This is a genomic window from Bacillus sp. AR2-1 (assembly GCF_008368755.1).
In the GTDB taxonomy this organism is placed as follows: domain Bacteria; phylum Bacillota; class Bacilli; order Bacillales; family Bacillaceae_G; genus Bacillus_A; species Bacillus_A wiedmannii.
In genome coordinates this window covers 242,579-266,732 of sequence record NZ_QORY01000007.1, presented here as the reverse complement: position 1 = coordinate 266,732, position 24,154 = coordinate 242,579, and the positions used below count along the sequence as shown (strand labels likewise).

At 37.2% G+C, this 24,154-nt stretch carries 23 protein-coding genes; 12 read left to right on the top strand and 11 right to left on the bottom strand.

Annotated features, from left to right (window positions below; all coding sequences use genetic code 11):
- Positions 1-193: 193 nt before the first annotated feature.
- Positions 194-1,219 (bottom strand): cytochrome d ubiquinol oxidase subunit II, encoded by a 1,026-nt coding sequence (locus tag DT250_RS08190; RefSeq protein ID WP_000544164.1) that lies wholly within the window; start codon positions 1,217-1,219, stop codon positions 194-196.
- Positions 1,212-2,567, bottom strand: coding sequence for a cytochrome ubiquinol oxidase subunit I (gene cydA / locus DT250_RS08185; protein WP_000381970.1), 1,356 nt, complete (start codon positions 2,565-2,567; stop codon positions 1,212-1,214). The genes DT250_RS08190 and cydA overlap by 8 nt, the downstream gene beginning before the upstream one ends.
- A 254-nt stretch (positions 2,568-2,821) precedes the next feature.
- Between cydA and DT250_RS31635 the strand changes: the two genes are divergently transcribed.
- The gene (locus DT250_RS31635) at positions 2,822-2,971 is read left to right on the top strand and encodes a hypothetical protein (RefSeq protein ID WP_000283173.1); all 150 of its coding nucleotides are present in this window, start codon (positions 2,822-2,824) and stop codon (positions 2,969-2,971) included.
- A 91-nt stretch (positions 2,972-3,062) separates the two neighbouring features.
- Positions 3,063-4,148, top strand: coding sequence for a transcriptional regulator (locus DT250_RS08180; protein ID WP_137013114.1), 1,086 nt, complete (start codon positions 3,063-3,065; stop codon positions 4,146-4,148).
- A 55-nt stretch (positions 4,149-4,203) separates the two neighbouring features.
- On the opposite strand, the gene DT250_RS08175 is transcribed toward DT250_RS08180, so the two are convergent.
- Positions 4,204-5,088 carry a LysR family transcriptional regulator gene (locus DT250_RS08175; protein WP_097907262.1) on the bottom strand — a complete coding sequence of 295 codons (885 nt, stop codon included), beginning with the start codon at positions 5,086-5,088 and terminating at the stop codon, positions 4,204-4,206.
- A gap of 135 nt (positions 5,089-5,223) precedes the next feature.
- Between DT250_RS08175 and DT250_RS08170 the strand changes: the two genes are divergently transcribed.
- A complete protein-coding gene (locus DT250_RS08170) occupies positions 5,224-7,224 on the top strand; it encodes a YhgE/Pip family protein (protein WP_149212894.1) in 2,001 nt (666 codons plus the stop codon).
- A 40-nt stretch (positions 7,225-7,264) separates the two neighbouring features.
- On the opposite strand, the gene DT250_RS08165 is transcribed toward DT250_RS08170, so the two are convergent.
- From DT250_RS08165 to DT250_RS08155, 3 genes are all read right to left on the bottom strand, one after another.
- Positions 7,265-7,645, bottom strand: coding sequence for a VOC family protein (locus DT250_RS08165; protein WP_048542560.1), 381 nt, complete (start codon positions 7,643-7,645; stop codon positions 7,265-7,267).
- Positions 7,646-7,687: 42 nt separating this feature from the next.
- Positions 7,688-8,845 (bottom strand): acyltransferase, encoded by a 1,158-nt coding sequence (locus DT250_RS08160; protein ID WP_098857482.1) that lies wholly within the window; start codon positions 8,843-8,845, stop codon positions 7,688-7,690.
- 148 nt (positions 8,846-8,993) lie between these two features.
- Positions 8,994-10,211 carry a dicarboxylate/amino acid:cation symporter gene (locus DT250_RS08155; RefSeq protein WP_048542556.1) on the bottom strand — a complete coding sequence of 406 codons (1,218 nt, stop codon included), beginning with the start codon at positions 10,209-10,211 and terminating at the stop codon, positions 8,994-8,996.
- Positions 10,212-10,433: 222 nt separating this feature from the next.
- On the opposite strand from DT250_RS08155, the gene DT250_RS08150 reads away from it, so the two are divergent.
- The 3 genes from DT250_RS08150 to DT250_RS08140 are packed head-to-tail and all read left to right on the top strand — an operon-like array spanning position 10,434 to position 12,379.
- A complete protein-coding gene (locus DT250_RS08150; protein ID WP_048542554.1) occupies positions 10,434-10,736 on the top strand; it encodes a PTS sugar transporter subunit IIB in 303 nt (100 codons plus the stop codon).
- Positions 10,737-10,750: 14 nt separating this feature from the next.
- Positions 10,751-12,052 carry a PTS cellobiose transporter subunit IIC gene (gene celB, locus DT250_RS08145; protein ID WP_000617771.1) on the top strand — a complete coding sequence of 434 codons (1,302 nt, stop codon included), beginning with the start codon at positions 10,751-10,753 and terminating at the stop codon, positions 12,050-12,052.
- Between the two features lie 9 nt (positions 12,053-12,061).
- The gene (locus tag DT250_RS08140; protein WP_048542550.1) at positions 12,062-12,379 is read left to right on the top strand and encodes a PTS lactose/cellobiose transporter subunit IIA; all 318 of its coding nucleotides are present in this window, start codon (positions 12,062-12,064) and stop codon (positions 12,377-12,379) included.
- Between the two features lie 111 nt (positions 12,380-12,490).
- Here the strand turns inward: DT250_RS08140 and speD are convergent, their stop codons facing one another.
- Together speD and DT250_RS08130 are read right to left on the bottom strand one after the other, a co-directional pair.
- A complete protein-coding gene (gene speD, locus DT250_RS08135; RefSeq protein ID WP_088123753.1) occupies positions 12,491-12,862 on the bottom strand; it encodes an adenosylmethionine decarboxylase in 372 nt (123 codons plus the stop codon).
- 27 nt (positions 12,863-12,889) lie between these two features.
- A complete protein-coding gene (locus DT250_RS08130; RefSeq protein WP_149212893.1) occupies positions 12,890-13,999 on the bottom strand; it encodes a polyamine aminopropyltransferase in 1,110 nt (369 codons plus the stop codon).
- Between the two features lie 395 nt (positions 14,000-14,394).
- Between DT250_RS08130 and DT250_RS08125 the strand changes: the two genes are divergently transcribed.
- From DT250_RS08125 to chbG, 5 genes are all read left to right on the top strand, one after another.
- On the top strand, positions 14,395-14,697 hold the full coding sequence (locus DT250_RS08125) for a PTS sugar transporter subunit IIB (protein WP_001023569.1): 303 nt from the start codon (positions 14,395-14,397) through the stop codon (positions 14,695-14,697).
- A gap of 16 nt (positions 14,698-14,713) precedes the next feature.
- The gene (gene celB, locus DT250_RS08120; RefSeq protein WP_098721483.1) at positions 14,714-16,021 is read left to right on the top strand and encodes a PTS cellobiose transporter subunit IIC; all 1,308 of its coding nucleotides are present in this window, start codon (positions 14,714-14,716) and stop codon (positions 16,019-16,021) included.
- 183 nt (positions 16,022-16,204) lie between these two features.
- On the top strand, positions 16,205-16,528 hold the full coding sequence (locus tag DT250_RS08115; protein WP_000989050.1) for a PTS lactose/cellobiose transporter subunit IIA: 324 nt from the start codon (positions 16,205-16,207) through the stop codon (positions 16,526-16,528).
- A 3-nt stretch (positions 16,529-16,531) separates the two neighbouring features.
- Positions 16,532-17,857 (top strand): 6-phospho-beta-glucosidase, encoded by a 1,326-nt coding sequence (gene celF / locus DT250_RS08110; protein WP_149212892.1) that lies wholly within the window; start codon positions 16,532-16,534, stop codon positions 17,855-17,857.
- 48 nt (positions 17,858-17,905) lie between these two features.
- Positions 17,906-18,610 carry a chitin disaccharide deacetylase gene (chbG, locus tag DT250_RS08105; protein WP_087983957.1) on the top strand — a complete coding sequence of 235 codons (705 nt, stop codon included), beginning with the start codon at positions 17,906-17,908 and terminating at the stop codon, positions 18,608-18,610.
- Positions 18,611-18,649: 39 nt separating this feature from the next.
- Here chbG and DT250_RS08100 read toward each other — a convergent pair whose 3' ends face one another.
- Entirely contained in the window at positions 18,650-19,831 is a 1,182-nt protein-coding gene (locus DT250_RS08100) for a chromate transporter (RefSeq protein ID WP_149212891.1), read from the bottom strand.
- Positions 19,832-20,020: 189 nt separating this feature from the next.
- On the opposite strand from DT250_RS08100, the gene exsM reads away from it, so the two are divergent.
- The gene (gene exsM, locus DT250_RS08095) at positions 20,021-20,434 is read left to right on the top strand and encodes an exosporium regulatory protein ExsM (RefSeq protein WP_048542536.1); all 414 of its coding nucleotides are present in this window, start codon (positions 20,021-20,023) and stop codon (positions 20,432-20,434) included.
- Positions 20,435-20,572: 138 nt separating this feature from the next.
- Here exsM and DT250_RS08090 read toward each other — a convergent pair whose 3' ends face one another.
- Positions 20,573-23,248 carry a sigma-54-dependent transcriptional regulator gene (locus DT250_RS08090; protein WP_149212890.1) on the bottom strand — a complete coding sequence of 892 codons (2,676 nt, stop codon included), beginning with the start codon at positions 23,246-23,248 and terminating at the stop codon, positions 20,573-20,575.
- Positions 23,249-23,352: 104 nt separating this feature from the next.
- A complete protein-coding gene (locus tag DT250_RS08085; protein ID WP_149212889.1) occupies positions 23,353-24,090 on the bottom strand; it encodes a polysaccharide deacetylase family protein in 738 nt (245 codons plus the stop codon).
- Positions 24,091-24,154: the final 64 nt, after the last annotated feature.

Here is a 24,154-nt window from a genome sequence, read left to right as displayed (position 1 = left end):
AACTATTATGAGAGGAGTCTATAAATTAGAGGGGCAGTAAGATAGTAAACGAAATTTACATGGGCGATTATGGAGATATATTGGCGCAACTCAAAATATATCAGCGATTTTTAAAATATATCGACTTATCGACAAAACATGACAAAAGGAGTCTGTTCCAAAATGCCTTTTGGAACAGACTCCCCCGAATATATTATTTTTCCTTCAAAAAAGTTCGATCCTTCAAGAATAAATTCCAGAAGAAAATAAATCCTGGTAGTAAAATTGCGATTCCAATTGCATATAGGATAAGCAATGCATAGAATGTTTCTGTCGTTGTAAAACTTGTAAATACAGTTACATCAGGATAAATAATATAAGGTAAATGTGCGACACCGTAAGCGTAACTTGCAAATGCATATTGAGCGACGACCGCTAAAACGGCGATGCGAGGGTATCCTAGTGTGCCGTACTTCTTGTTTGTCCACCAAAGAGAAGAGTATCCGATAACGAATAAAACGATAGAAACTGTAAACCATGGGAATTGCTTTATTAGTCCTTGCATAAGCCAGTGTGTTTCCGGATCCATTACAACGAGGGCGATAATCGCCGTAACGAGTGTTGCAGGACCGAGGATGATAGCGTTTCTTCTATAAATTCTATACGAATCTTCTGAACCTTGCTCTCTCGCAAAATCAGCAAGAAAGAGAGAGGAGAGAAATAGTTCCGAAGTTAGCCCAAAGAGCATATAGCAGTAGATAACCGGGCTAGAAAGAAGTTTTCCATACAGGAGTACTTCTTTTCCTTCAGAGATTGTAATATAAGCCCCCTCTGTAACGGGTAAAACAGTAATTAATAAGGCTGGAATTAAGAGCCCAGTAATACCTGAAATCACCCGAAGAAGGAATTGATACTTTGGCAGAGAGTAAGCAAATACCATGAATGTACTGCGAATTGCAATGAGTATTAAAATTAACATAACTGGCACGAACATCACTGTCGCAAGGGTGAAAGCAGCTTTCGGAAAGAAACCGAGAAAAGCGACAACGACAAAAACGAGAAATGTATTTGTTACTTCCCAAGTTGGTGATAAGTATCGATTGGCAAGTTTGGCAGCGAGCGTTGGATGTTTTGCGTATACCATGCCCCAAAAACCTGCTCCAAAATCGATGGACCCTAATATACTGTATACGAAAATAAGAGCCCATAAGATGATGATTGCAATACTTTCCTCATGCACGAGAATCGCCTCCTTCGTGATGTAAATCATTTGTAAGCGGATGTTTCTTAAAGAATGTCCGTAGTACAAAAACTGTTAAAATGCCGAGTCCAATATATAAAATGATGAATAGAATAAATAAAGGACCGACAAAATCAGCGCGTGTAGAAGCGTCGACTGTCCGTTGCATACCATAAATGGTCCATGGTTGACGACCACTACAGCTGAAAATCCACCCGAATTCAATACCGAGCATCATAATTGGTCCACATGCTGCAGCTCCCCAAAGAAGCCACTTCGGTAATTCTGCGCCTTTTTTTCGGTAAACAAAGTACCAATATAAGAGGGCGATTGCTGCAACTGCAAAAGTAAAGGCAGCGGTGCCGACCATTAAGTTGAATAGTGTATGTGTGTAAAATGGTGGCCATGTTTCTTGTGGGAATTCCTTTAGTCCTTTTACGACGGTGCTAGGGTCGAGTCCCACTAGTAGGCTAAGCATGTTCGGAATTTCTAGTGCATAGTTTAGTTCAAGTGTGTTAGGGTCTACAACTCCGCCAATTGATAACGGTGCATGTGATGTCGTTTCAAATAAAGCTTCGGCAGATGCAAGTTTTTCAGGAGAATGCTTATGTAAGGCAATCGCCGATTCGTGTCCCGAAAGCCACATCGTAGCACCTGTAATAAATGTCACGACGAGTCCTAACAGTAGTCCCTTCTTATGATAAGCAATTTCACGTTTACTTAAGTTCTTCTTTAATAATTTAAATCCAGCGATAGAGGCAATGACGGCAGCTCCAGTTGTATAGGCTGTAATCACAACGTGGAATGCGCTTGTACCAAAACTCGGATTAAAGAAAGCTTTCCATGGATCAACGTTAAAAACTGATCCATCTGGCCCCATTGAAAAGCCTGCGGGTGTATTCATCCATGTATTTGCTGATGTAATAAGCACGGCAGATGCCGTGGCACCAATCATGACGAAGAATAGCGAGATTAATCTCATGAATGGAGGTAGTTTGTCAGCTGCATATACATAAATAGACATGAACAACGCCTCTAAAAAGAAGGCGAAAATCTCAATTTGAAAGGGAACAGAAATAACCTGCCCAACAATTTTGGCAAAACCAGGCCAAAGAAGTGAGATTTGCACACCAACAATTGTTCCAGTTGGAATTGCTACACCGAGAAGGATGGCAAAAGCCTTCGTCCATCTTTTCGCCATAATGGCGTAATCGGAATCTTTCTTCCAGTGATAGAGTATTTCACTTATAAAAATCATTAATGAAAGTCCGACACCAAGTGTTGCAAAGATAATGTGGAATGCTAATGAAGAACCAAAAAATGCTCTTGCTAATGTTACCGTATCCATATGTAAACTCCTCTTCTTTTTGCCATTATTTTCTGATTGAATTGGAAGATTTATTCAGAAAAACTACCAAAAATATATATGTATTTAAAAAGTGGATATGGTAATATAATGTTTGAATATTCTAAATAGAAAGAAGTTAATGTTTAATAATATTTTGTTTGTTTTTTAGTAAGGAATATTTTATAATCTTTTATGCGAACATAAGTTCTGTTTTTCGAGGTGAAGAAGTTTATGTGAAATGGAGAGGATGTTTTATGTATCCTGAAGTCATTAAAAAGATGGCATTTTCAAAAGAGCATAGAGATTTATTATTGAAGCTGTATAATAAAGAGATTACGCGTCGTGAATATGATCGACTTGTGGCATCGCTATATAGACCTTCTAAAGAGGCTTGTGAGGGATAGAGGCAAGGGAGACAATCTAATAGATTGTCTTTTTTAATTTTACGTATGTTCTGGTAAAATTAAGGCTAGCCTTATTAGGGAGGTGAAAAGATTGCGGAAACGTTTATATATAGGGATTGGAGTTATTCTCTTAATCGCTTTAGGTGGCATTGTATTTTGGTCAGCTATACAAGGAAACCGTACAGAACATTTTATTTTAAGACATATGGTGAATGAAAATGGGACGCTTGCCACATATCGTTTAGCGGATACAAAGGCAGGTACGGGTGAAGCGAAAGGCCGTGAAGCTTTATCGGAATCAGCAGGACTATGGCTACAATATACATTGGATAAAAACGATCAAGCGTTATTCGATGAACAAGTTAAGGTTATTCAAAATAGCTTTGTACATAAGGATCATATTGTTATATGGAAAATCTCTGAAAAGGGAGAAATGCAGTCAGCTACAAATGCACTTATAGATGATCTTCGTATTATAGAACAATTATATCGTGCTTATGAAATGTACAAGGAAGAGCGTTATAAAAACTTGGCAGATCAATTGAGTGACGCTGTAATTCGTTATAATAAGAAAGATAATTATTACGTTGATTATTATGATGCAGATGCAGGGAAACAAAATAATTTTGCAACGACATCATACTTAAATCCACACGCATTCTCGTATATGAAAAAGTACGGCAAAGTTTCTGCACAGCAATATCAGGAAGTCGTTCAATTTTTAGCGGATTATCCAAGGCATGGCTGGGCATTCCCAAAAGAGTATAAAGAAGATGGTACATTTACGTACGATAAAGAAGTAAATCTTATTGACCAATCATATGTTGCATATCATCGAAGTTTAGGTGGCCTTTCATCAGCTGCTTATTTGGAATTTATCAAGAAGAAGTTCCAGGAGGATGGAAAGCTATACGGTCGTTACAATTTAGAAACGGGAAAACAAACTGTGAATTATGAATCACCAGCCGCATACGGACTAACGATCTTGTACGTACTACAAACAGGTGATACAAAGTTTGCAAAGGAATTATATGATCATATGGCCACATTCCGAAATGACAATATATTTAGTAGATATTACGGTGGATACGTAACAGGTGAAAATAATAATACGCATATTTTCGATAACGTATTGCCGCTTTTAGCGGAAATGGAATTGGAGAAGAGTAAGAAATAGAAGGTGCTATCCTCTGAAGGTGGCACCTTTTATTTTTTACTAAGTCGATATAATTTTACGTTCTAATATTGGAGAAGTAGTCAATTACGAATCTACGGAATTGCTGAGCGGTTTTTGATAAGTAGCGTTTCTTCGACCAACTCAATCCGATAGTCCGCTCGCAATTGGGTTCAATAATACGTAACTTATTTAATGCTAAAGTAGAGTTTTTTAATAAAGTTAAACTTGGGACAAAGGCGATGCCGAGACCTTGCTTAATAAGGTCGCTAATCACGGTTGGTTCATCTACTTCAAAAGCGATATGTGGAGTGAAGCCAGCTTCTTTACAAAATTCATCCGTTAAGTGCCGAAATCCGTAACCAGTGTTCATACTAATAAATGGTTCGTCTTTTACTTCATGCAGATGGATATTTTCGCGTCCTGATAAACGATGACCTGAAGGGACAACTAAGAAAATTTCTTCTGTAATAAGTGGTTCCCACATAATTTCCTCGCCTTCAATTGGCACAGAAGAAATGCAAAAGTCAATTTCTATATTATCTAGTTGTCGCTTCATAGAAGGAGTAGATGCGAGAAATTGTTGGAATCGAACGTTAGGATGTTCTAGTAAAAAAGAACCGAGTAGTTCTGGTAATATTCTCGGAATAGAAACTGCCAGTGTAATAGAGCCTTGTTGTAATTCAGCTAAATCTTTAATTTCTCGTTCGCCTTCACTTAATTCATGAAAAATGCGCTCTACGCGTTTTAAAAATACTTTTCCAAAAGAGTTTAACGTAATCTGTCGACCTTGGCGATCAAATAATAGGACGCCTAAGTCCTTTTCTAATCTAGCGATTGTTTTGCTAAGCGAAGGCTGTGCGATATGCAGTTCTTCAGCGGCTTTTGTCATATGTTCTAATCGTGCGACTGTCTGAAAGTATTTTAGTTGAAGAAGTTCCATTTTGACTCTCCTTTCTATAGACCAAAAGGAATGAATTGATAATTAAAGATATATTATACAGTATGAAAATGGGCGTGTATAGTAAATCTGTTAAACCATTCTAATGGTGTTAAATTAGGAGAAGGAGTATGTTTCATGAAGGGAATTCAACTTATATTTAAAGATTGGAAAGCGATGTGGCATCATAAACATGGACGTATTGCTTTAATTTTTTTATTAATCGTTCCTTTAATTTATTCAGGATTCTTTTTAGCTGGATATTGGGATCCATATGGACGATTAGATAAATTACCTGTTGCAATTGTAAATTTAGATAAAGGTGCTGCGATGGATGAAAAAACAATTCATGCAGGAGAAGATTTTGTCAAAAATTTAAAAGAGAATAAGGAACTAGCTTTTCATTTCGTATCAGAAAAAAATGCTGATGAAGGGTTAAAAGAAGATAAGTATTATATGGTCGTTACGATTCCAGAGGATTTCTCTAAAAAGGTAAGTACACTTATGGATGAGAAACCAGAGCCAGCGCAGCTTCAGTACAAAGTAAATCCGGGTAAAAACTTTGTAGCAGCTCAAATTGGAACGACAGCTGTTGAAAATATGAAAACAAAAATTTCAAATAGTATTACGAAATCTTATACAGAAGGTGTCTTTTCAAAGTTTCAAGATTTGGCACAAGGATTGAGTGATGCAAGTAATGGTGCTGAGAAGCTGCATGAAGGAACGACAGATGCAAAAAATGGGACGAATCAGCTTGCAGATGGTATTCATCGTTTAAGTGACGGGGCATTAAAAGTGAAAGAGGGAAGTGAAAAGCTTGCTTCTAGCCAATCTGCCTTAAGTGGCGGCGCAAATGAGCTGAGCCAAGGGGCAACCTCACTTCATAGTGGTATGGAGTTATTAGCTCAAGGTGAAACAACTTTACAATCAGGGGTTAGTGAATTAAGTGCTGGTACAAATGAATGGGTGAACGGAAGTGAGAAGCTTGCTGAAGGGCAAGTGAAAGCGGACAATGCAGCAAATAGTGTAAAACAACAATTAGAAGAGTACGTGACAAGTCATCCAGAAGTGCAGCAAGATCCTGCTTTTCAAAAGATCATTGCTACTTCTAACGGATTAGCTAAAGCAGCAAACACTTTAAATAATAGCCAACAACAATTGACACAAGGTGCGAAGAAGCTTGCTGATGGTCAGAATAAGATTGAAGAAGGTATGAATACATTCGGAGTTAAGTTAAACGAAGCTACTGCTGGAACGAAAAAGATAGCAGATGGTGCTGCGAATGTAGCTAATGGATTTACGAAGTGGGGAAATGGATTTACAACATTACAAGAAGGTGTAAATCACCTTGCGATTGGCGGAACAGAGCTGAATCATGGTGCTAATAAGTTAGCGGACGGACTTGTTAAACTTGATGATGGTGCGAAAGAACTTTCTACGAAATTAGGAGAGGGCGCAGAGAAGATAGCGGATGTTAGCAATGATGATGCACGTAATACGATGTTCTCAGAGCCGGTTCAATTAGTGAAGTCGACAGTTTCTGATGTGCCTAATTACGGTTCAGGCATTGCACCATACTTTTTATCACTGGCATTTTATGTTGGCGGAATTATGGCGTCGAATATTTTACCTCTTGGCCGTAGACAAAATATGAAGGTAAGCGGAACCGTACATTTTATTAATAAACTAGGATTGGTATATTTAATTGGACTTATTCAAGCATTACTTGTGGATGTGGCTGTGATAGGAGTTATGAAATTAGAAGTTGCAAGTGTGCCACTCTTTGTTTTATCTAGTATCGTTATTTCCTTTACGTTCATGACATTTATTCTTATGCTAGTAACGGTATTTGGTCTTGTTGGAAAGTTCTTAGCAGTAACGCTTCTCGTCCTGCAATTAGCGACGAGCGGGGGTACTTTCCCAGGAGAATTAAATATAGCTGTTCTTAGCAAAATTGGACAGTTTCTCCCAATGTCCCATTCTCTTAGAGGATTACAAGATGTTATCTCTTTAGGAGATTGGTCACAATTACAAATGCAAATTTTAATATTGTTATGCTATCTCGTTGTTGCTGGCGGAATTGCTTGGATTACGAGTCATATACAACATAGGGAAACGAATGCAGAACAAGTTTCTTAAAATGAAAGAAGCTATCCGTTTTTTTAGGATAGCTTCTTTTTTATTTACGCTCCATTACCGCAAAGTAATTGTTTTCATTATCAGCAAAGTTGAATGCTCTACCTGTAGGTAAATCTACAACTTGTCCAACTGTAACGTTTTTCTCAGAAAGATCTTTATACAGTTGATCTAAGTTATTAGAGAAGAACATAAGTGAAGGCGTATGTAAGTTTAATTCAGGTTGCATCTTCGCAATTAACGCTTTATCGTGAAGGACGATGCTTGTGCCTCCTTCTTTCGTTGGTGCAATTTCAATCCAGCGAAAGCCTTGTCCGTTATTTTCTTCCGCAATAATTTGGAATCCTACTGTCTCAGTCCAAAATTGTACTGCTTCATCTTGATTATTTACATATAACATAATTTGTCCAATTTGATTAATCATAGGTGTGTCCTACTTTCTTTTCTTGTATGGAATTCTATTATATCAAAGATATGGTTTGAATACTTTTTCGTGATTTTTCCGAAGTACAATTTTAGCCCATTTCATATTTGTCCTAGGGGAAGGCCCTGTAATCCATGTATGAAATGGTAGTGTACTGCAAATGACCATTGCTGAAATCGAGATTGTGGCCGTTATTGTAAATAATAATAAGCTATATAATATTGTGTTTTCTTGCAGTGTGAATAAAGAAAGAAATTTTGTACATAGTTGCAAGAAGAAAAAATGAGCTAAATAAGCACCATACGTGTAACTCCCAATAAATCGTAATGCTTTATATAAGAAACCTCGTCGTTGTACGATTGTAATAGACAGCACGTAAAGTATAATAATTTCGCATACGATATATAAAAACATAGACGGTTTTAAATAAGTCGAAACGGTTAAATGAATAGAGTTTGCTCCGTAAAAACTAAATAACTCATAATTGATGAATAGAAATAAGACGAAAAATAACATTGTTATAAGCGGGATATGTTTCATGACAAATAAACGCCAAGTTTTTAGTGCGACAGCAGCGATTCCTCCCATGACGAAATAGAATGAGTAGAAGAAGAAGGAACGATCTGTATAATGTAAAATGGTTGAGCTAGTCAATTTCTCTCCATTAAAAATGTAGTGGGAAGAATACCACATTAAGAGAAAATATAGACAAGCAAAGATGGTCATATATTTATATATGTCTTTTTTATTTTCTGTTCGTTTTTGAAACCAATAAAATAGTGTGCATAGCAAAGGGAACAATAAGTGAATTTGGAACATCATAATAACGTACCAAAGATGGGGCGCGGCTGTTCCGAGTAATAAACTTTTGATTCCGCTTCGTAGTGTAATCATATCGTTTGTTGTTAATAAGTAAAGAATAGACCAGAAGAAATAAGGAATGAGTAAATGTGCGGCTTTTTCATAAATATATTCTGTGTAGGCCAGTTGCTTCGTATATTGCCGAATTAAGTGAAAGCCGACGATAAATATGAATGCAGGTGCTGAGAATTTTGCAAGGTTAAATAGCATGCCCATAATGAGGGATTGCTCAAGTAAAACATTTCCTTGATTCATTGTATATAATAAGGAACTTTGCAAAACGACAGCAAGGAATGCAATGCTTTGCAAAACTTTAAATTCTGGTGCGCTTTGAGTCATTAGATCCATCTCCTTTTCCATACATGATTATAGTACGGAGAATGGATAATGAGTGTGGAATATTTGTGAAGATTATAACAAATTTGTGGCGGAATGGATTAGCAACAAAAAAAGAGGATGCTCGGTTGGAGCATCCTCTTTCTATTCATTAAGCAAATTTATTTTTGATCCAGTTCTTACCTTCTACAAGGCGAGCTGTCATTACGGCACAAGCGTTATCTCCTGTTACGTTTAACACTGTTGCAGGAGGGTCAATGATTGTACTAATTGCTGCGATAATTGGCAATGCTTCTGGCGGGAAGCCGTATAGAGAAACGATTAACATTTCACCAATCATACCACCACCTGGAATAGCGCCCATTACTGTTCCTACTAATAGAGAAACAACAAGTGCAATTGCTAATGTTTTCGGTCCTTCGAATTCCATGTTGAAAATACCGAATAAGAAAGCAATTTTTAATACGCCACCTAAAACAGATCCATCTTTATGAAGTGTAGATCCAAGAAGGACAACTGTTTCACGAACGTCAGAAGAGATACCCATTTTCTTCGTTGCTTCCAAGTTCGCTGGAATACTAGCAGCACTACTACAAGTTGCTAGTGATGTAACTGTAGGAGATACCATGTTCTTCCAAAATATTTGTACACCTTGTTTGCGACCGGCAAGGTATGCATAGAACGTGAAGAATACAAAGAAGTAAATTAGAGACGCTGGATAGTATACCATTGCTGCTCGGAAGTAAGTTCCAAGAAGTTGTGGTCCGAATTCACCAACTAATGCCGCGAAGTAAGCAGCAAGTCCGATTGGAGCGTAGTACATAATGAAAGATACAACTTTCATTGAAATTTCTGCACCAGCTTGTAAGAATGTAGCGAATGGCTTTCCTTTTTCACCAACTGCTGAAGTTGCAACCCCCATTAAAATAGAGAAGAAAATAAGAGCTAACATATTTTCACGAGATAGTAACTTCGAGAAATCAGATACTGTTATAATACCAACAATTTGATCCGCAACACTAACCGCTTTTTCAGCTTTGTCAGGTTGTGTTAGTTCTAATACAACACCTTGTGCTGGCGGGAATACTTTCACGACAATAATCATAAAAATAGCAGCTAAAATACTTGTAAATAAGAAAGTCCCAGCCATACTAGACATAATTTTACCGAAACGTTTTAATCCATCCATATTAGCAATAGATGACGCGATGCTAAAGAACACTAAAGGTACAACAATCGTAAACATTAAGTTTAAGAAAATGTCACCAAGCGGCTTTAAAGCAACTGCATCGGCACCCATGAAATAACCAATGAAACCACCAATTAGGATAGAAGATAATAAAATAAGTGGAAAGCGATATGCCTTCATAAATATATCCTCCTATCAATTAAAAAAATCATACTGAATTATTATAGCGAGTTAGCGTCTTCTTTACTAGGAGAATAATGATAGATGGAATAGCGTGAAAACCGAGAAATTTTTGTTTTTAAGCTCGGCATACAGCAGGAAATCTAGACATATATATTTGTAACCTAGTGGTGGCAAAGGATGCACCGTAACTTAGGTTTGGAAAAAGGGGAGGGAAAAGGGATGAATATTTTACTTTGCTGTGCAGCGGGAATGTCTTCCAGTTTGATTGTTACAAAAATGGAGAAAGCAGCAGAGGCAAAAGGGATAGAGGTAAAGATTTGGGCTGTATCAGGTTCTGAAGTAAATAGTCACATAGATGAAGCTGATGTACTTTTACTAGGACCGCAAGTACGTTATTTATTACCGAAAATGAAAGAATTATGTAAGGAGAAGGGAATACCTGTTGATGTCATTCAATCCGTCCATTACGGGCTTTGTAATGGAGAAGCTATCTTGCAAGCAGCTTTGTTAATGAAACCATGAGGAGTGTGGGATAGATGATACGGTTTTTAGAGAAATATGTGATGCCAGTAGCGGGGAAGGTTGCAGAACAGAGGCATTTGCTAGCGATTCGTGATGGACTTGTATTGACGATGCCTTTCTTAATTATAGGATCATTTTTCCTCATCATTAGTGCTTTACCAATACCAGGTTATAATGATTTTATGGCAGGTTTGTTTGGGGAGAATTGGCAGAGAGCTTTAGGGTATCCAGTTAGTGCCACTTTTAATATAATGGCTTTAATAGCTGTTTTTGGAATCGCTTACAGACTTGGAGAATATTATAAAGTGGACGCTTTAGCATCCGGGGCATTGTCGCTTGTGACGTTTTTACTTGCGACGCCATTTCAAGTTGCATATATTATACCAAGTACAAAAGAGAGTGTACTTGTAGAAGGTGCTATCCCAGCTGCGTTAATGGGAAGCCAAGGGTTATTTGTAGCAATGATTATTGCACTTATATCTACTGAACTTTATCGGTTTATTGTACAAAAAAAGATAATTATAAAGATGCCAGAGACAGTTCCGCCAGCTGTGACACGTTCATTTGCCGCACTTGTTCCAGGATTTATTGTTGTAACGGTTATTTGGATTTTACGCTTAATTATAGAAAATACTTCTTTTGGCAGTATCCATAATATTGTGGGACAAATTTTACAGGAACCACTTAGTGTACTTGGTGCTAGTCTTTGGGGCGCAATAATAGCTGTTATTCTCGTTCATGTTCTTTGGTCATGTGGAATTCATGGAGCTACTATTGTTGGTGGTGTAATGAGTCCGGTTTGGTTGTCGTTAATGGATCAAAACCGAGTTGCTTACCAAGCAGGGCAAGATATACCAAATACGATTACTGCACAGTTTTTTGATTTATGGATTTATATGGGCGGATCTGGTGCGACACTTGCTTTAGTTATTGGAATGTTATTGTTTGCACGAAGTCAGCAATTAAAAAGTTTAGGGAGATTGTCAATTGCACCTGGTATATTTAATATTAATGAGATGGTAACTTTTGGTATGCCGATTGTCATGAACCCAATTTTACTAATTCCATTTATATTGGTTCCAGTTGTGTTAACGATTGTTTCTTACTTTGCGATGGAATGGGGGTTAGTTGCCCGTCCGAGCGGAGCTGCTGTACCTTGGACGACACCTATTCTGTTTAGTGGATATTTAGGATCAGGCGGGAAAATTTCAGGTGTTGTGTTACAACTTGTTAATTTTGCGCTTGCATTCTTCATTTATTTACCGTTCTTAAAAATATGGGATAAACAAAAGTTGGCGGAAGAAAAGGGGGAGTAAAGAACTAAAATGGATACGATAGAAACGAAGGCTTTTCATTTAATTTTGCATGGGGGAAATGCGAGAAGTTGTTCAATGGAAGCAATTGATTGCGCAAAGCGTGGAGAATTTATAGAAGCAGAAGCTAAATTACAAGAAGCGTTAGAGGAGTTAAAAGAGGCGCACCGTGTACAAACGGAGCTCATACAGAAAGAAGCTGGTGGTGAAAAGACTGAAGTTACCCTTCTGATGGTGCACGCGCAAGATCATTTAATGAATGCAATAACGGTGAAGGAATTAGCGAGTGAATTTGTAGAATTATATAGGAAGATGTCGATGTCTGAATGAACCTTGCGTATGCAAGGTTTTTTTTATGTATGTGTCTGTACCATCAGTGGAGTGTTCGTTCCACTGATGGTATTTATAATCCTCCTTTTTACAAATGAGTAAGAGTGATATTTAATCGGTAGTAACAATCTCCCCTATACCACGGATTAGCTTTTTTATATGCATCTCATTTGGTTTTAATATACTAACGATATAATCAATCGCTATTTGAGGTTCAACGGTCGTACCACACGTATAACAGTCAATGGCTGCAAAGTTTTTTTCTGGATAAGTGTGAATAGAAAGGTGGCTTTCAGATAGTAAAACTAAAACAGTAACGCCATGCGGATCGAATTCTTTTGTACTTACGTTTAAAACATGGGCACCAGAGCGATCAGCAGCGGTAACTAAATGATATTCTAAAAAGTGAACATCATCTAATAAAGAAAAGTCCACTCCCCATAAATCTACTATTATATGCTTACCGAAAGTAGAGTATTCCATAAGGTAGCACTCCTCACTATAATATCGTCAAAACTCCATTTCTTTTTTGTAACATTGATGTAGGATAAGGTTTGATTCTGAGTTTAAAAGAGCGAGATTACGTTGTTCTAAATGTTCTTCTTGAAATTGGAACAAAGGAGCAAGAAGAGAAGGTAATGTTCGAGGAGTTGGCACAACATATAATTGTTCAATTTGATCGAGTACATAGGTAGAGTTAGCAGCAATATGAAATCCCCAGTCAGTTCCGAAAGAAGGAACGATTGTATGATAACTTTTCACAGTCAATCCAGCATGTTCGATTGTGTTACCGATGCTCCAATATACAAGAGGTGCATCAGCAGGTGAATTAGATTGGCAGACGAATGCTCCATCTTCTGTTAAAAATGTAGCTATACGAGCAAAAAGTTCGCTTGTATATAAAGTACTTAAAACTTCTGTTGCTGGATCAGGAAAATCAATAATAATTACATCGTATAGAGAGGAAGAAGAATTTAGAAATTCTTTTGCATCGCATACGTGCACATTTACACGACTATCAAAAAATGCACTTTGATTTAAAGAAACTACTTCCGGAACATTACGTGCCATATTAATCATCGCCTCGTCTAAATCAACAAGATCTACATGTAGCACAGTTTCATATTTTAAAACTTCTCGTAAAGCAAGACCATCGCCACCACCTAATATAAGAACACGTTTTGGATCAATTACCTTTGACATAATTGGATGAACAAGTGCTTCATGATAAATTTGCTCATCGACGGAACTAAATTGTAATTGCTTGTCCAAATATAAACGGACATCACTTACTTGTAACAAAGTAATATTTTGATAATTACTTTGTTCTGCAAATAAATTTGTATGCTCACCAGCTTGTATTTCTTTAAGAGAAATTTCATCCCATATATCTAAGCTGTGTGAATTTGTGGGTATTATGATTACATTTTCCGAGTGTTCTTGTTTGTTCTGCTTATCCTGTTTATCTTGCTTGTCCTGTTTATCCTGCTTGTCTTGTTTATTTTCCATTTCCTGTTGTTCTAGTTCAAATTTGTCAGAGTCTAATTCAGAGCGCTTGTCTTTTTTATAGCTTGTTATTCTATAAATCTTTATTTTGTTCTGTTTTCTATGTTTTGGCATAGGAATCCCCTTTCGAATTGTGTTATTTTATTCTATTCTATGTAATTTAGTAGAGTTGGCTTGGACAATAGATAGAAGAGTGTGTTCGAGAGGTTTATTTTTACTAGATTTTCACGCGTAAAAAATTTTGAGTGTTTTTTTGTTTTAAATACAACTAGACAACTAAACACTAATCTATTTTCATACAGTTATGTGTTAAAAGCGTGTTGTTTTATAACACACTGTGTGTTTTTTAGATGACACACTAATTGGAAGCGTTAACACACAAAGAAAACAGTCGAAAAAGTGCTGATTTTAGTGGTTTTAAAAAGTTGGCACGCTAATTGCATTAATAAATAGCGTAAAGAAAAATAAATAAACATAAATTTTTTATACTACACAAGGGGGATTTTCAAATGAATATTTTATTATGTTGCTCAGCAGGGATGTCTACAAGTTTACTAGTTACAAAAATGGAAGCGGCTGCAAAAGCTCGCGGTCTAGAAGGAAAGATTTGGGCTGTATCTGGGGATGCAGTAAAAACAAATATCGATCAAGCAGATGTATTATTACTAGGACCACAAGTTCGTTACATGCTTTCTTCGATGAAAACGCTTGCTGATGAGAGAAACGTTGGAATCGACGTTATCAATCCAATGCACTACGGCATGATGAATGGAGAAGCAGTTTTAGATCACGCGTTAACACTTAAAAAATAATTAGGGGGGAAGCGAAATGCAAAAGTTTATTGCATTTATGGAGAAGTATTTAGTTCCGGTCGCAGGAAGAATCGGATCGCAGCGCCATTTAGTTGCAATCCGTGACGGTTTTATCGCAGTTATGCCTCTTATTTTAGTTGGATCGTTTGCAGTACTTATAAATAATCTACCGGTTGATGCATTCCAAAAACTTATGAAGGGTGCATTCGGAGATGTTTGGAAAGATATCGGCGGTGGTATGTGGACGGGGTCCTTTGCAATATTAGCTCTCATAGCCGCAGTTGGGATAAGTTATAATTTAGCGAAATCTTACGGTGTAGACGCGTTGTCAGCGGCAATTATTACATTCGGTGCATTAATTATTATATCTCCGACAACGCCAAAAGAAGGCGGTATTGATTTAGCCTGGACAGGATCACAAGGTTTATTCGTTTCTATCATTGTAGCTCTTCTTGTAACGGAGGTATTTCGATTCTTTGTTCAAAGGGATATTACAATTAAAATGCCAGACGGTGTTCCACCAGCAGTAATGAAGTCCTTTGCAGCATTAGTACCAGCATTTGTTATTTTAATCGCAACAGCAAGTATTCAGTTAGCAGTGAAATTAGCAGGAACAAGTATTCATAAATTCGTATTTGAAACAATTCAATTACCATTACAAGGTTTAGCAGGTACATTACCAAGTGCAATTATTATCGCATTACTTATTCACGTACTATGGTTCTTCGGATTACATGGTCCTAATATTATCGGTGGTATTATCGACCCAATCTATTTACCAGCACTAGAAAAGAACATTAAATTATTTAACGATGGTATGTCTGCATATGATGTACCACACATTTTCACAAAGCCATTCTTTGATGTATATGTATACATCGGTGGATCGGGTGCAACATTAGCATTCCTAGTAGCGGTAATGCTTGTTGCAAAAAGTGCACAGCTTCGTGGTGTAGGCCGCGTATCTATCGGTCCTGGTTTCTTCAACATTAATGAACCAGTTATTTTCGGTACACCAATTGTATTAAACCCAGCGTTAATCATCCCATTCGTACTTACACCAGTTGTATTAGTTATTACTTCTTATACAGCAATTTCTTTAGGATGGGTACCAAAAACAGTTGCTCTAGTTCCATGGACAATGCCACCAATCTTTAGTGGTTATCTTGTAGCGGGTGGAAGCATCGCTGGTGCTGTACTACAGCTTGTAAACTTTGCAATTGCGGTAGTTATTTACTATCCATTCGTATTAATGTGTGACCGTACGTATGTACAAGCTTCAAAAGCTGAAACAAAAGGAAATGACAATTCAGTATCACTTTAAAAAGTATTGTTCTGACGAGTTTTTATAGCTCGTCAGAACAACTAACTTTTATATCATGTTCAAAAAGATGAGACCCATCTACAAGAACACCAAACTATCATTCATAAAATAATAATTTAATAGAAATGTTCAAACTGAAGGGGTATTCAAATCGGTTGAACCATAATAGAGAGGGCGGTAATTATGATGACTACAGCAGAACAAATTCCATTCCAATTAATTTTAAATAGTGGTAATGCACGAAGCTTTGCGATGGAGGCACTTCAATTTGCCAAACAGGGAAAAATGGCAGAGGCTGATGAAGCGATGGTAAAGGCGAAAGAAGCGATTAATGAAGCGCATCATTTCCAAACAGAGCTCATACAATCAGAAGCAAGAGGAGAAAAAACAGAGATTAGTGTTCTTTTAATTCATGCACAGGATCATTTAATGAATGCGATTACAGTAAAAGAATTAGCAGCAGAATTTATTGATCTTTATAAAAAGTTAGAAGCGAAAGGGGAATAAAGCATGACTGGAATTAAAATTGCTACAATCGGCGGTGGATCTAGTTATACACCAGAATTAATTGAAGGATTTATTAAACGTTATGATGAGCTTCCTGTTCGTGAAATTTGGTTAGTAGATATTGAGGCAGGAAAAGAAAAGTTAGAAATCGTTGGTAACTTAGCGAAGCGTATGGTGAAAAAATCTGGTTTACCAATCGAGGTACATTTAACACTTGATCGTCGTGAAGCATTAAAAGATGCTGACTTCGTAACAACGCAGCTTCGCGTAGGTTTATTAGAAGCTCGTGCAAAAGATGAAGCGATCCCATTAAAATATGATGTAATTGGTCAGGAAACGAATGGTCCTGGTGGTTTATTCAAAGCGCTGAGAACGATTCCTGTTATTTTAGATATTTGTAAGGATATGGAGGAGCTTTGTCCGAATGCATGGTTAATTAACTTTGCGAACCCAGCTGGTATGGTAACAGAAGCTGTCCTTCGTTATACAAATATTCAAAGAGTAGTTGGTCTATGTAACGTTCCAATCGGAATCCGTATGGGTCTTGCAAGATTACTTGAAGTAGATGCAAGTCGTGTCCACGTTGATTTTGCAGGTTTAAATCATATGGTATACGGACTAGATGTATATTTAGATGGCGTAAGTGTAATGGATCGTGTGTTAGAGCTTGTAACAGATCCAGAAAAGCAAATTACGATGGAAAATATTGCAGCACTTAACTGGGAGCCAGACTTTATTCGCGGTCTTCGTGCAATTCCATGTCCATACCATCGTTATTACTACAAAACACGTGAAATGTTAGAAGAAGAGAAAGAAGCTTCGGTTGAAAAAGGTACACGTGCAGAAGTAGTAAAACAATTAGAAGATGATTTATTCGAGTTATATAAAGACCCGAACTTAGATATTAAACCACCACAATTAGAAAAACGTGGCGGCGCTTATTATAGTGACGCAGCATGTAGCTTAATTACGTCTATTTACAATAATAAAGGTGATATCCAGCCTGTTAATACACGAAACAACGGAACAATTGCAAGCTTACCGCATGATTCTGCTGTTGAAGTGAACTGTATTATTACGAAAGAAGGTCCAAAACCAATTGCGGTCGGAGATCTTCCCGTACCAGTTCGCGGTTTAGTACAACAAATTAAATCATTTGAGTGCACAACAATTGAAGCTGCTGTTACAGGAGATTATCATAAAGCGCTGCTTGCTATGACAATTAATCCACTTGTACCATCAGATAAAGTTGCAAAACAAATTTTAGATGAAATGTTGGAAGCACATAAAGAATATCTTCCGCAGTTCTTCAAAAAGGTAGAGAAATAAAGCGGCGCTATTTAGCCCGCTTTTTTTATTCTATTAGGAGGTATTACGATGATTAAGTTAATTGTAAACGCAGATGATTTTGGTCTTACAGAAGGTACAAATTACGGCATTATTGATGGACATATAAATGGACTTGTAAATTCAACGACGATGATGATGAATATGCCAGGAACAGAGCATGCGGTACGCTTAGCCAAAGAATATAACCTACTCGGAGTAGGCGTACATCTCGTATTAACGGCAGGGGAACCTCTTCTTGGAGACGTACCATCACTTGTAAATAGCGATGGATTGTTTCATAAACAAAGCGTCGTATGGGAAGGGAAGCTAAATGCAGAAGAAGTTGAGAGAGAATGGACTGCTCAAATTGAGAAATTCCTATCTTATGGATTAAAACCAACTCATTTAGATAGTCATCATCACGTGCATGGATTACCGATCTTGCACGATGTTCTTGAGAGATTAGCGGCTACATACAATGTTCCAATTCGTCGTTGTGAGGAAGAGCGAGCAGTACGCCCGTTTTCTGACGTGTTTTACAGTGACTTTTACGCGGATGGTGTGACGGAAGATTACTTTGTGAAGTTAAAAGAAAGAGTACAAGGTGAACAAACGGTAGAAATTATGGTTCATCCAGCGTATATTGATCCAGAGCTTGTGAAGCGTTCTTCTTACGTAATGGATCGTGTGAAAGAATTGCGTATTTTAACAGAGAGCGAGTTGCCTGAAGGAATAGAACTTGTGAAGTTTTAATAGAAAAACGACGGCTATATAATGCCGTCGTTTTTTTATTTACAAAATCGATAGGATATATCCGCCAAAGGCTCCGAGTATAACGATAACCCAAGGTGGTGTTTTCCAAAAAGCGAGCAAGCAAAATAGAAGAGATGCAAAAACAAAATCTACAGCGTTCATAATTGTGCTCGTCCAAATAGGATCATAAAAAGCTGCTAATAAAATACCGACAACAGCTGCATTGATTCCAAGTAGTGCGCCTTGTATGTAAGATATTTTTCTCACACTGTCCCAAAATGGTAAAACACCAATAACGAGCAAGAAAGCAGGAAGAAAGATCGCAATTGTTGCGAGTATTGCCCCAAGCGTCCCGTTTAACACAGCTCCTATATAAGAAGCGAATGTAAATAGTGGACCTGGTACGGCTTGTGTTAATCCGTATCCAGTTAGGAACTGTTCTTTCGTCATCATTCCGTTTTGTACGAACTCACCTTCAAGAAGGGGTAGCACGACGTGTCCGCCTCCAAATACAAGTGCGCCAGAGCGATAGAAACTATCAAATAAAGCGATGTAATATGAGAACGGTCTTAATATTGGTAGCAACAGTAATAGTCCGAAGAATAAGATGAGACAAGAAATTGCTATCGTTTTTGAAATAGGTACTTTTATATGTTGAGATTGACTAATTGGTTGGTTGCGATATAAAAACCAGCCGATAAAGCCAGATACTATAATGAGAATGACTTGTGTCCAGCTACTTGGCCATAATAAGGCGATTGCGGCAGTTACGATAGCAATCGTCGCACGATTTCGGTCTGGCGTTAATTTTTGCGCCATTCCCCATATGGCATGAGCAACAATGGCGACTGCTACAAGCTTTAGTCCATGAATCCAGCCAGCACTTCCAAGGTCGAACTGATTAAGGAACGAGGCGAAGAAAACTAAAACAAGCACAGACGGTAGAGTGAATCCAATCCATGAAATAATAGCTCCTAATACCCCGCCTCTTAATAATCCAACCCCCATACCGACTTGACTGCTAGCAGGACCAGGAAGGAATTGACATAGTGCGACTAAATCTCCATAGCTTCGTTCATCCATCCATTTTCTTTTTTGTATGTATTCGTGGTGGAAATAGCCAAGATGGGCGACAGGACCACCAAATGAAGTAAGTCCTAATTTAAATGAGACGAGAAAAATCTCTAATAATGTGTGAAAAGTGTATTTGTTATTTTTCAAAACTACCTCCTATAATGCTTTCCTACGTGCATTATACAAGAGGTAGTAAAGAAAAAGGAACGATTCTAATGTAAAGATTGTGTGAATCTTTTCTTCGTAATTAAAACTTGAAAAAGTCATAAATGATTATGTATAAACCATAAAGTAGTAGAAGTAGTGCTGGGAAATTTATATAAGGAGAATGCCCGTATGACAACACATTTCTTTGCGAGGTTAACAGGGAAGAGGGAACTACCTCCTGTAAATACAGAAGCTTATGGTGTAACAGAGTTTATATTTAGTGATGATTTAAAGAAATTACAATATCGGATCATATTGAAAAACATCGAAAAAGTTACATCATGCCAAATTCATTTAGGGAAAGCGGATCAAATTGGTCCAGTGGTTTTAAATTTGTTTGGCCCAATAAAGCAAGGTATTAGTGTAAATGAAGGAGTCGTGACCGGTGTAGTCAATGTGGAAGATTTTGAAGGGCCTTTACAGGGGAGAGCGTTTGATAGCCTACTTCAAGAAATCATTCAGGCAAATGTATATGTAAATGTTTATACGAAGTCGAATAAGAAGGGCGAAATCAGGGGGAGAATCAGAAAAGTAAAGAAGTAGAAAAAAGGCTGTCCATTTTGGAACAGCCTTTTTTCTATAAGGTGCAAATTTTAGCGGTTATTGTCGGTAAATCGATATATTGTGAAAATCGCTAATATAATTCGCGTTACGGTCGATATATTTAAAACACTGCTTCGATTAATTTTTTATAGGCTGGTTTTTAATGAAGAAGTCCATGATATAAAACACTTCATCATCAGGGATTTGTATTTCAAATGTATTTTCAATTGGTTGTAATGCTTTTTTCACTTTCATATACATCCAGTACTCATCTTGTCTTCGTTTCTCTTTATCTGGATGAGGGAGGAGGCTTTCTCCTTTTTGAAGACGGTCAACCATACAGCTCATATGCAGAATCACACCCATTAAGCTGTCAGGAGTTAGCTGTAAGGAAATTAATTCTTGAATTGTATTTAATGCGTAACGAATTGTTTTAATAAGTAATGCTCCGTCGTTCCGCTGCATTTGTTGTTCCAGAATATCAGCCATTTTTGCATATGTTTCTTCATACGTAATTAATTCTTGAATTGGCTGAATCGCTGTGTAGTTTACAATGTCTTGGAAATGGTATGTTAAGCATGGCACCTGCACATCGAAATTTGTGACGATACAAATGATATTCCGCTCTTTTTTTATGTTCTCAATCATTTTCGTTAAATCTTTTTCATGGACGATACTAATCGGAATAATTTCAATTAAGCCTTTGTCAAATCGCAAATAGTTCTCTAACATTTTTTGAATAGCTAAAGCACTGCCTTCCCCAGTTAAACAAGCTGTTAAAATAACAGACTTCATTGGTGATAGTGGCTTTTTCTTTTCTTCTTGTACGTTTAAGTAAAACGGTGTTAAGTTCTTCACTGTCTCATACAATGCATCTAACGAGTAGCCAAGTTGAGCTTTTCGAGCTGCTTCTAGTGCATGTGGAGTGCTTGTCATGGAAAGAACACGTACCGGAATTTTGAACTCAGTTTCTAATATATCACCAATATAAGCGAGTGAGCCCATATCGACGAGTAAGAGAAGTCCATTTACATTTTGGAGTGTTTTCATATACACTTTCACACGCTCTAAGAAATCTTTCGGCGATTCATGTAACGGCATATCGATACCGGTTACTTCCTCAATGCCGAGCAGTTCGTTTGCGACGTTTGCCATTTCTGTTGCGATGCCGTTGCCGTGCGCTAATATTAATACTTTTACTTCTGTTTGTGAGGCAGGAATTGGATCAACAACGAAGAACATTGTTAAAAAGCCTGCTTCATCAATAGGCATTGTTATTTGTAATTCGTCCTCCAGTAGTTGAATGCATTGCATAGCTACGGAAAAAGCGTCTTTATATTTCGTACGAATTTGATTTAATTGTGGGTGATGAATTTGTTTCCCAGCCTGCAAACGTTGTAGAGTTGTCTGTACATGTAAGCTTAAAGCGAGAAATACTTTTTCATCAAACGTCTTAGATAAATGCTTTTCAGCAAGTTCCGCAATTCTTTCACATACGGAAACGATATTACGATCCACAATTTTAAAAACATTTTCATGACTTGTTTTTTTAGAAATTTGGTTAAAATATTGTACGAAAAAGCTTTGAATATCATTTTCTATTAGTAATTCTAATTCGTCTTCTTCAATACCGCGAGCTTGAAGTTCTTCGTATTTATAATCAATATAATCGTAAATAGAAGAACGTTTTTCATTCTCTATTTTATGATTACTCCAACCTTCATCACCTGTAAATATAAATGTTTCATTTGGTATTTGGTATAGATGACGGCTCTTTCTTTCAATGAATAGCCCTTCTTTCATATACCAAGGTAAATCTGTACTTGAAACATAGACAGAATCACGTTTCTTTGTCACAAGGTCAGAATAGGCTTTCGCACAGGCAATTTGTACATCCGTTTTTAATTGCCCGATATTATTGGGGCAATTGTAAAAGACGAAAGCGCGCATTGCATTCGGACTAACGTGAATTTCTTTTCGCAGACGGATTGCTTCATTTGTGAAAAATAGTTGCAGTAAAGCAAATCGTTCTTTATGTGTACGCTCACGAAGTGGTGGCAGCGTAACAGTCATTGGTATACGTCTTGTAAATGTTTTTAATAAAAATGAATTTGGTTCTTCTGTTGTTGCAGTAATGATTAATACTTGTGCTTTACGCTCGTTTTCTGTTTCTCCAAGGCGGCGGTATACCCCGCGGTCAATAAAGGTGAAAAGCATTTCTTGTCCCTCTGGAGGAAGGCGATGTACTTCATCTAAGAAAAGGATCCCTTCATGTGCTTTTTCAATTAACCCTTTTTGATCACTTGCCCCTGTATAAGCTCCTTTTTTAATCCCAAATAACTGCCCCAGTAGTAGCTGTGGATTATTTGCGTAATCGGCACAGTTAAAGACGACAAATGGTGCATTTTTAGGAAGCTGTTCAACTTCAATTGCATATTCGTGCATTAAAGAAGCGAACATAGATTTTCCGACCCCTGTTTCTCCTAGCAGTAAAGTATGCATACCGTTTGGAGGATAGAGAATAGAAGCTTTCGCTTTTTCGATTGCGATTTTAAGGCTTGTATTTTCAATTGCAAATGTATCTAATGAAGTCATTTCCTTTGAATGCGTTTCCAACGAAGCGTTCGTTTCTATATAAAAACGAACAGGACGCGTATTTGTTTTTAATAAACGTTTATCTTTTACAAGTTTGTTTAAGTCGCTACTTACATTGGCACGATCTAGTTGCAACAGGGTAGCTAGTTCTGATGCGGTTACACCTTCTATATAATTGCCTTCTTGTATTGCGTTAAAAATGAGATCTATTCGTTTCATTTCTATTCACCTCGAAACTTCATCACTATTTAAAATTTTACACAAAAATGGGAAGGGTGGGAAGAGAAAAATAAAACAGCTTTAGCAAATAGGCACTAAAGCTGTTACAATCTTGTGTCTTTCCAAAAGTTCACTTCGAGGTGAGAAGATGGATTATAGGGAAGAAGTTTGTATCCTTGTGACTGTAAGTAATCAATTACTTTAGGCAGTATTTGTACGGTCACACTTGAATCATGCATTAAAATCACTTCGACTTGTTCGTCGCTCTGATTACGTACTCTTTCTAGTATGGCAGAAGGATTGTCATAGCTTTTCCAGTCATATGTATCGATTGTCCAATCCCACATTTTATACTGGGCGGATACAAGTGCATCACGGTAATTCTTTTTTAAGTAAGGCATGCTACCATACGGGACACGAACGAGATGTGAATTTAATTTTGTAACTTGCTGAACAATATTTTGTGTTTGTTCCATTTCTGTAATTAAAGCGGATGGATCACCAGTGTAAAGGCGTTTTACATCGTGTGACATACTGTGAAGTCCGATATAATGCCCCTCTTTAATTAATCGTTGCATTGTTTTTTTATAATGTGGTACTTTTCCACCAATAACAAAGAAAGTTGCTTTTCCGTTCTTTTCCTTTAAGATGTTTAAAATTTGCGTAGTATATTTGTTTGGTCCGTCATCAAATGTTAAGTACGCGATTTTTTGGATAGGAGAGGTAGTTTCAGTATTTGGATGATGTTCAGCAGGGGTCATTGTAGTTGCTCCTGCATGAGATGACGCGTACATAGTAATTATTAAAAATAAAATAACGTATTGAAATACTCGCTTGATCATAACATTCACCCTCAGTTTGACAATCAAGATGTAAAAAAGAAAATATAATCCTTTTCTTATTATG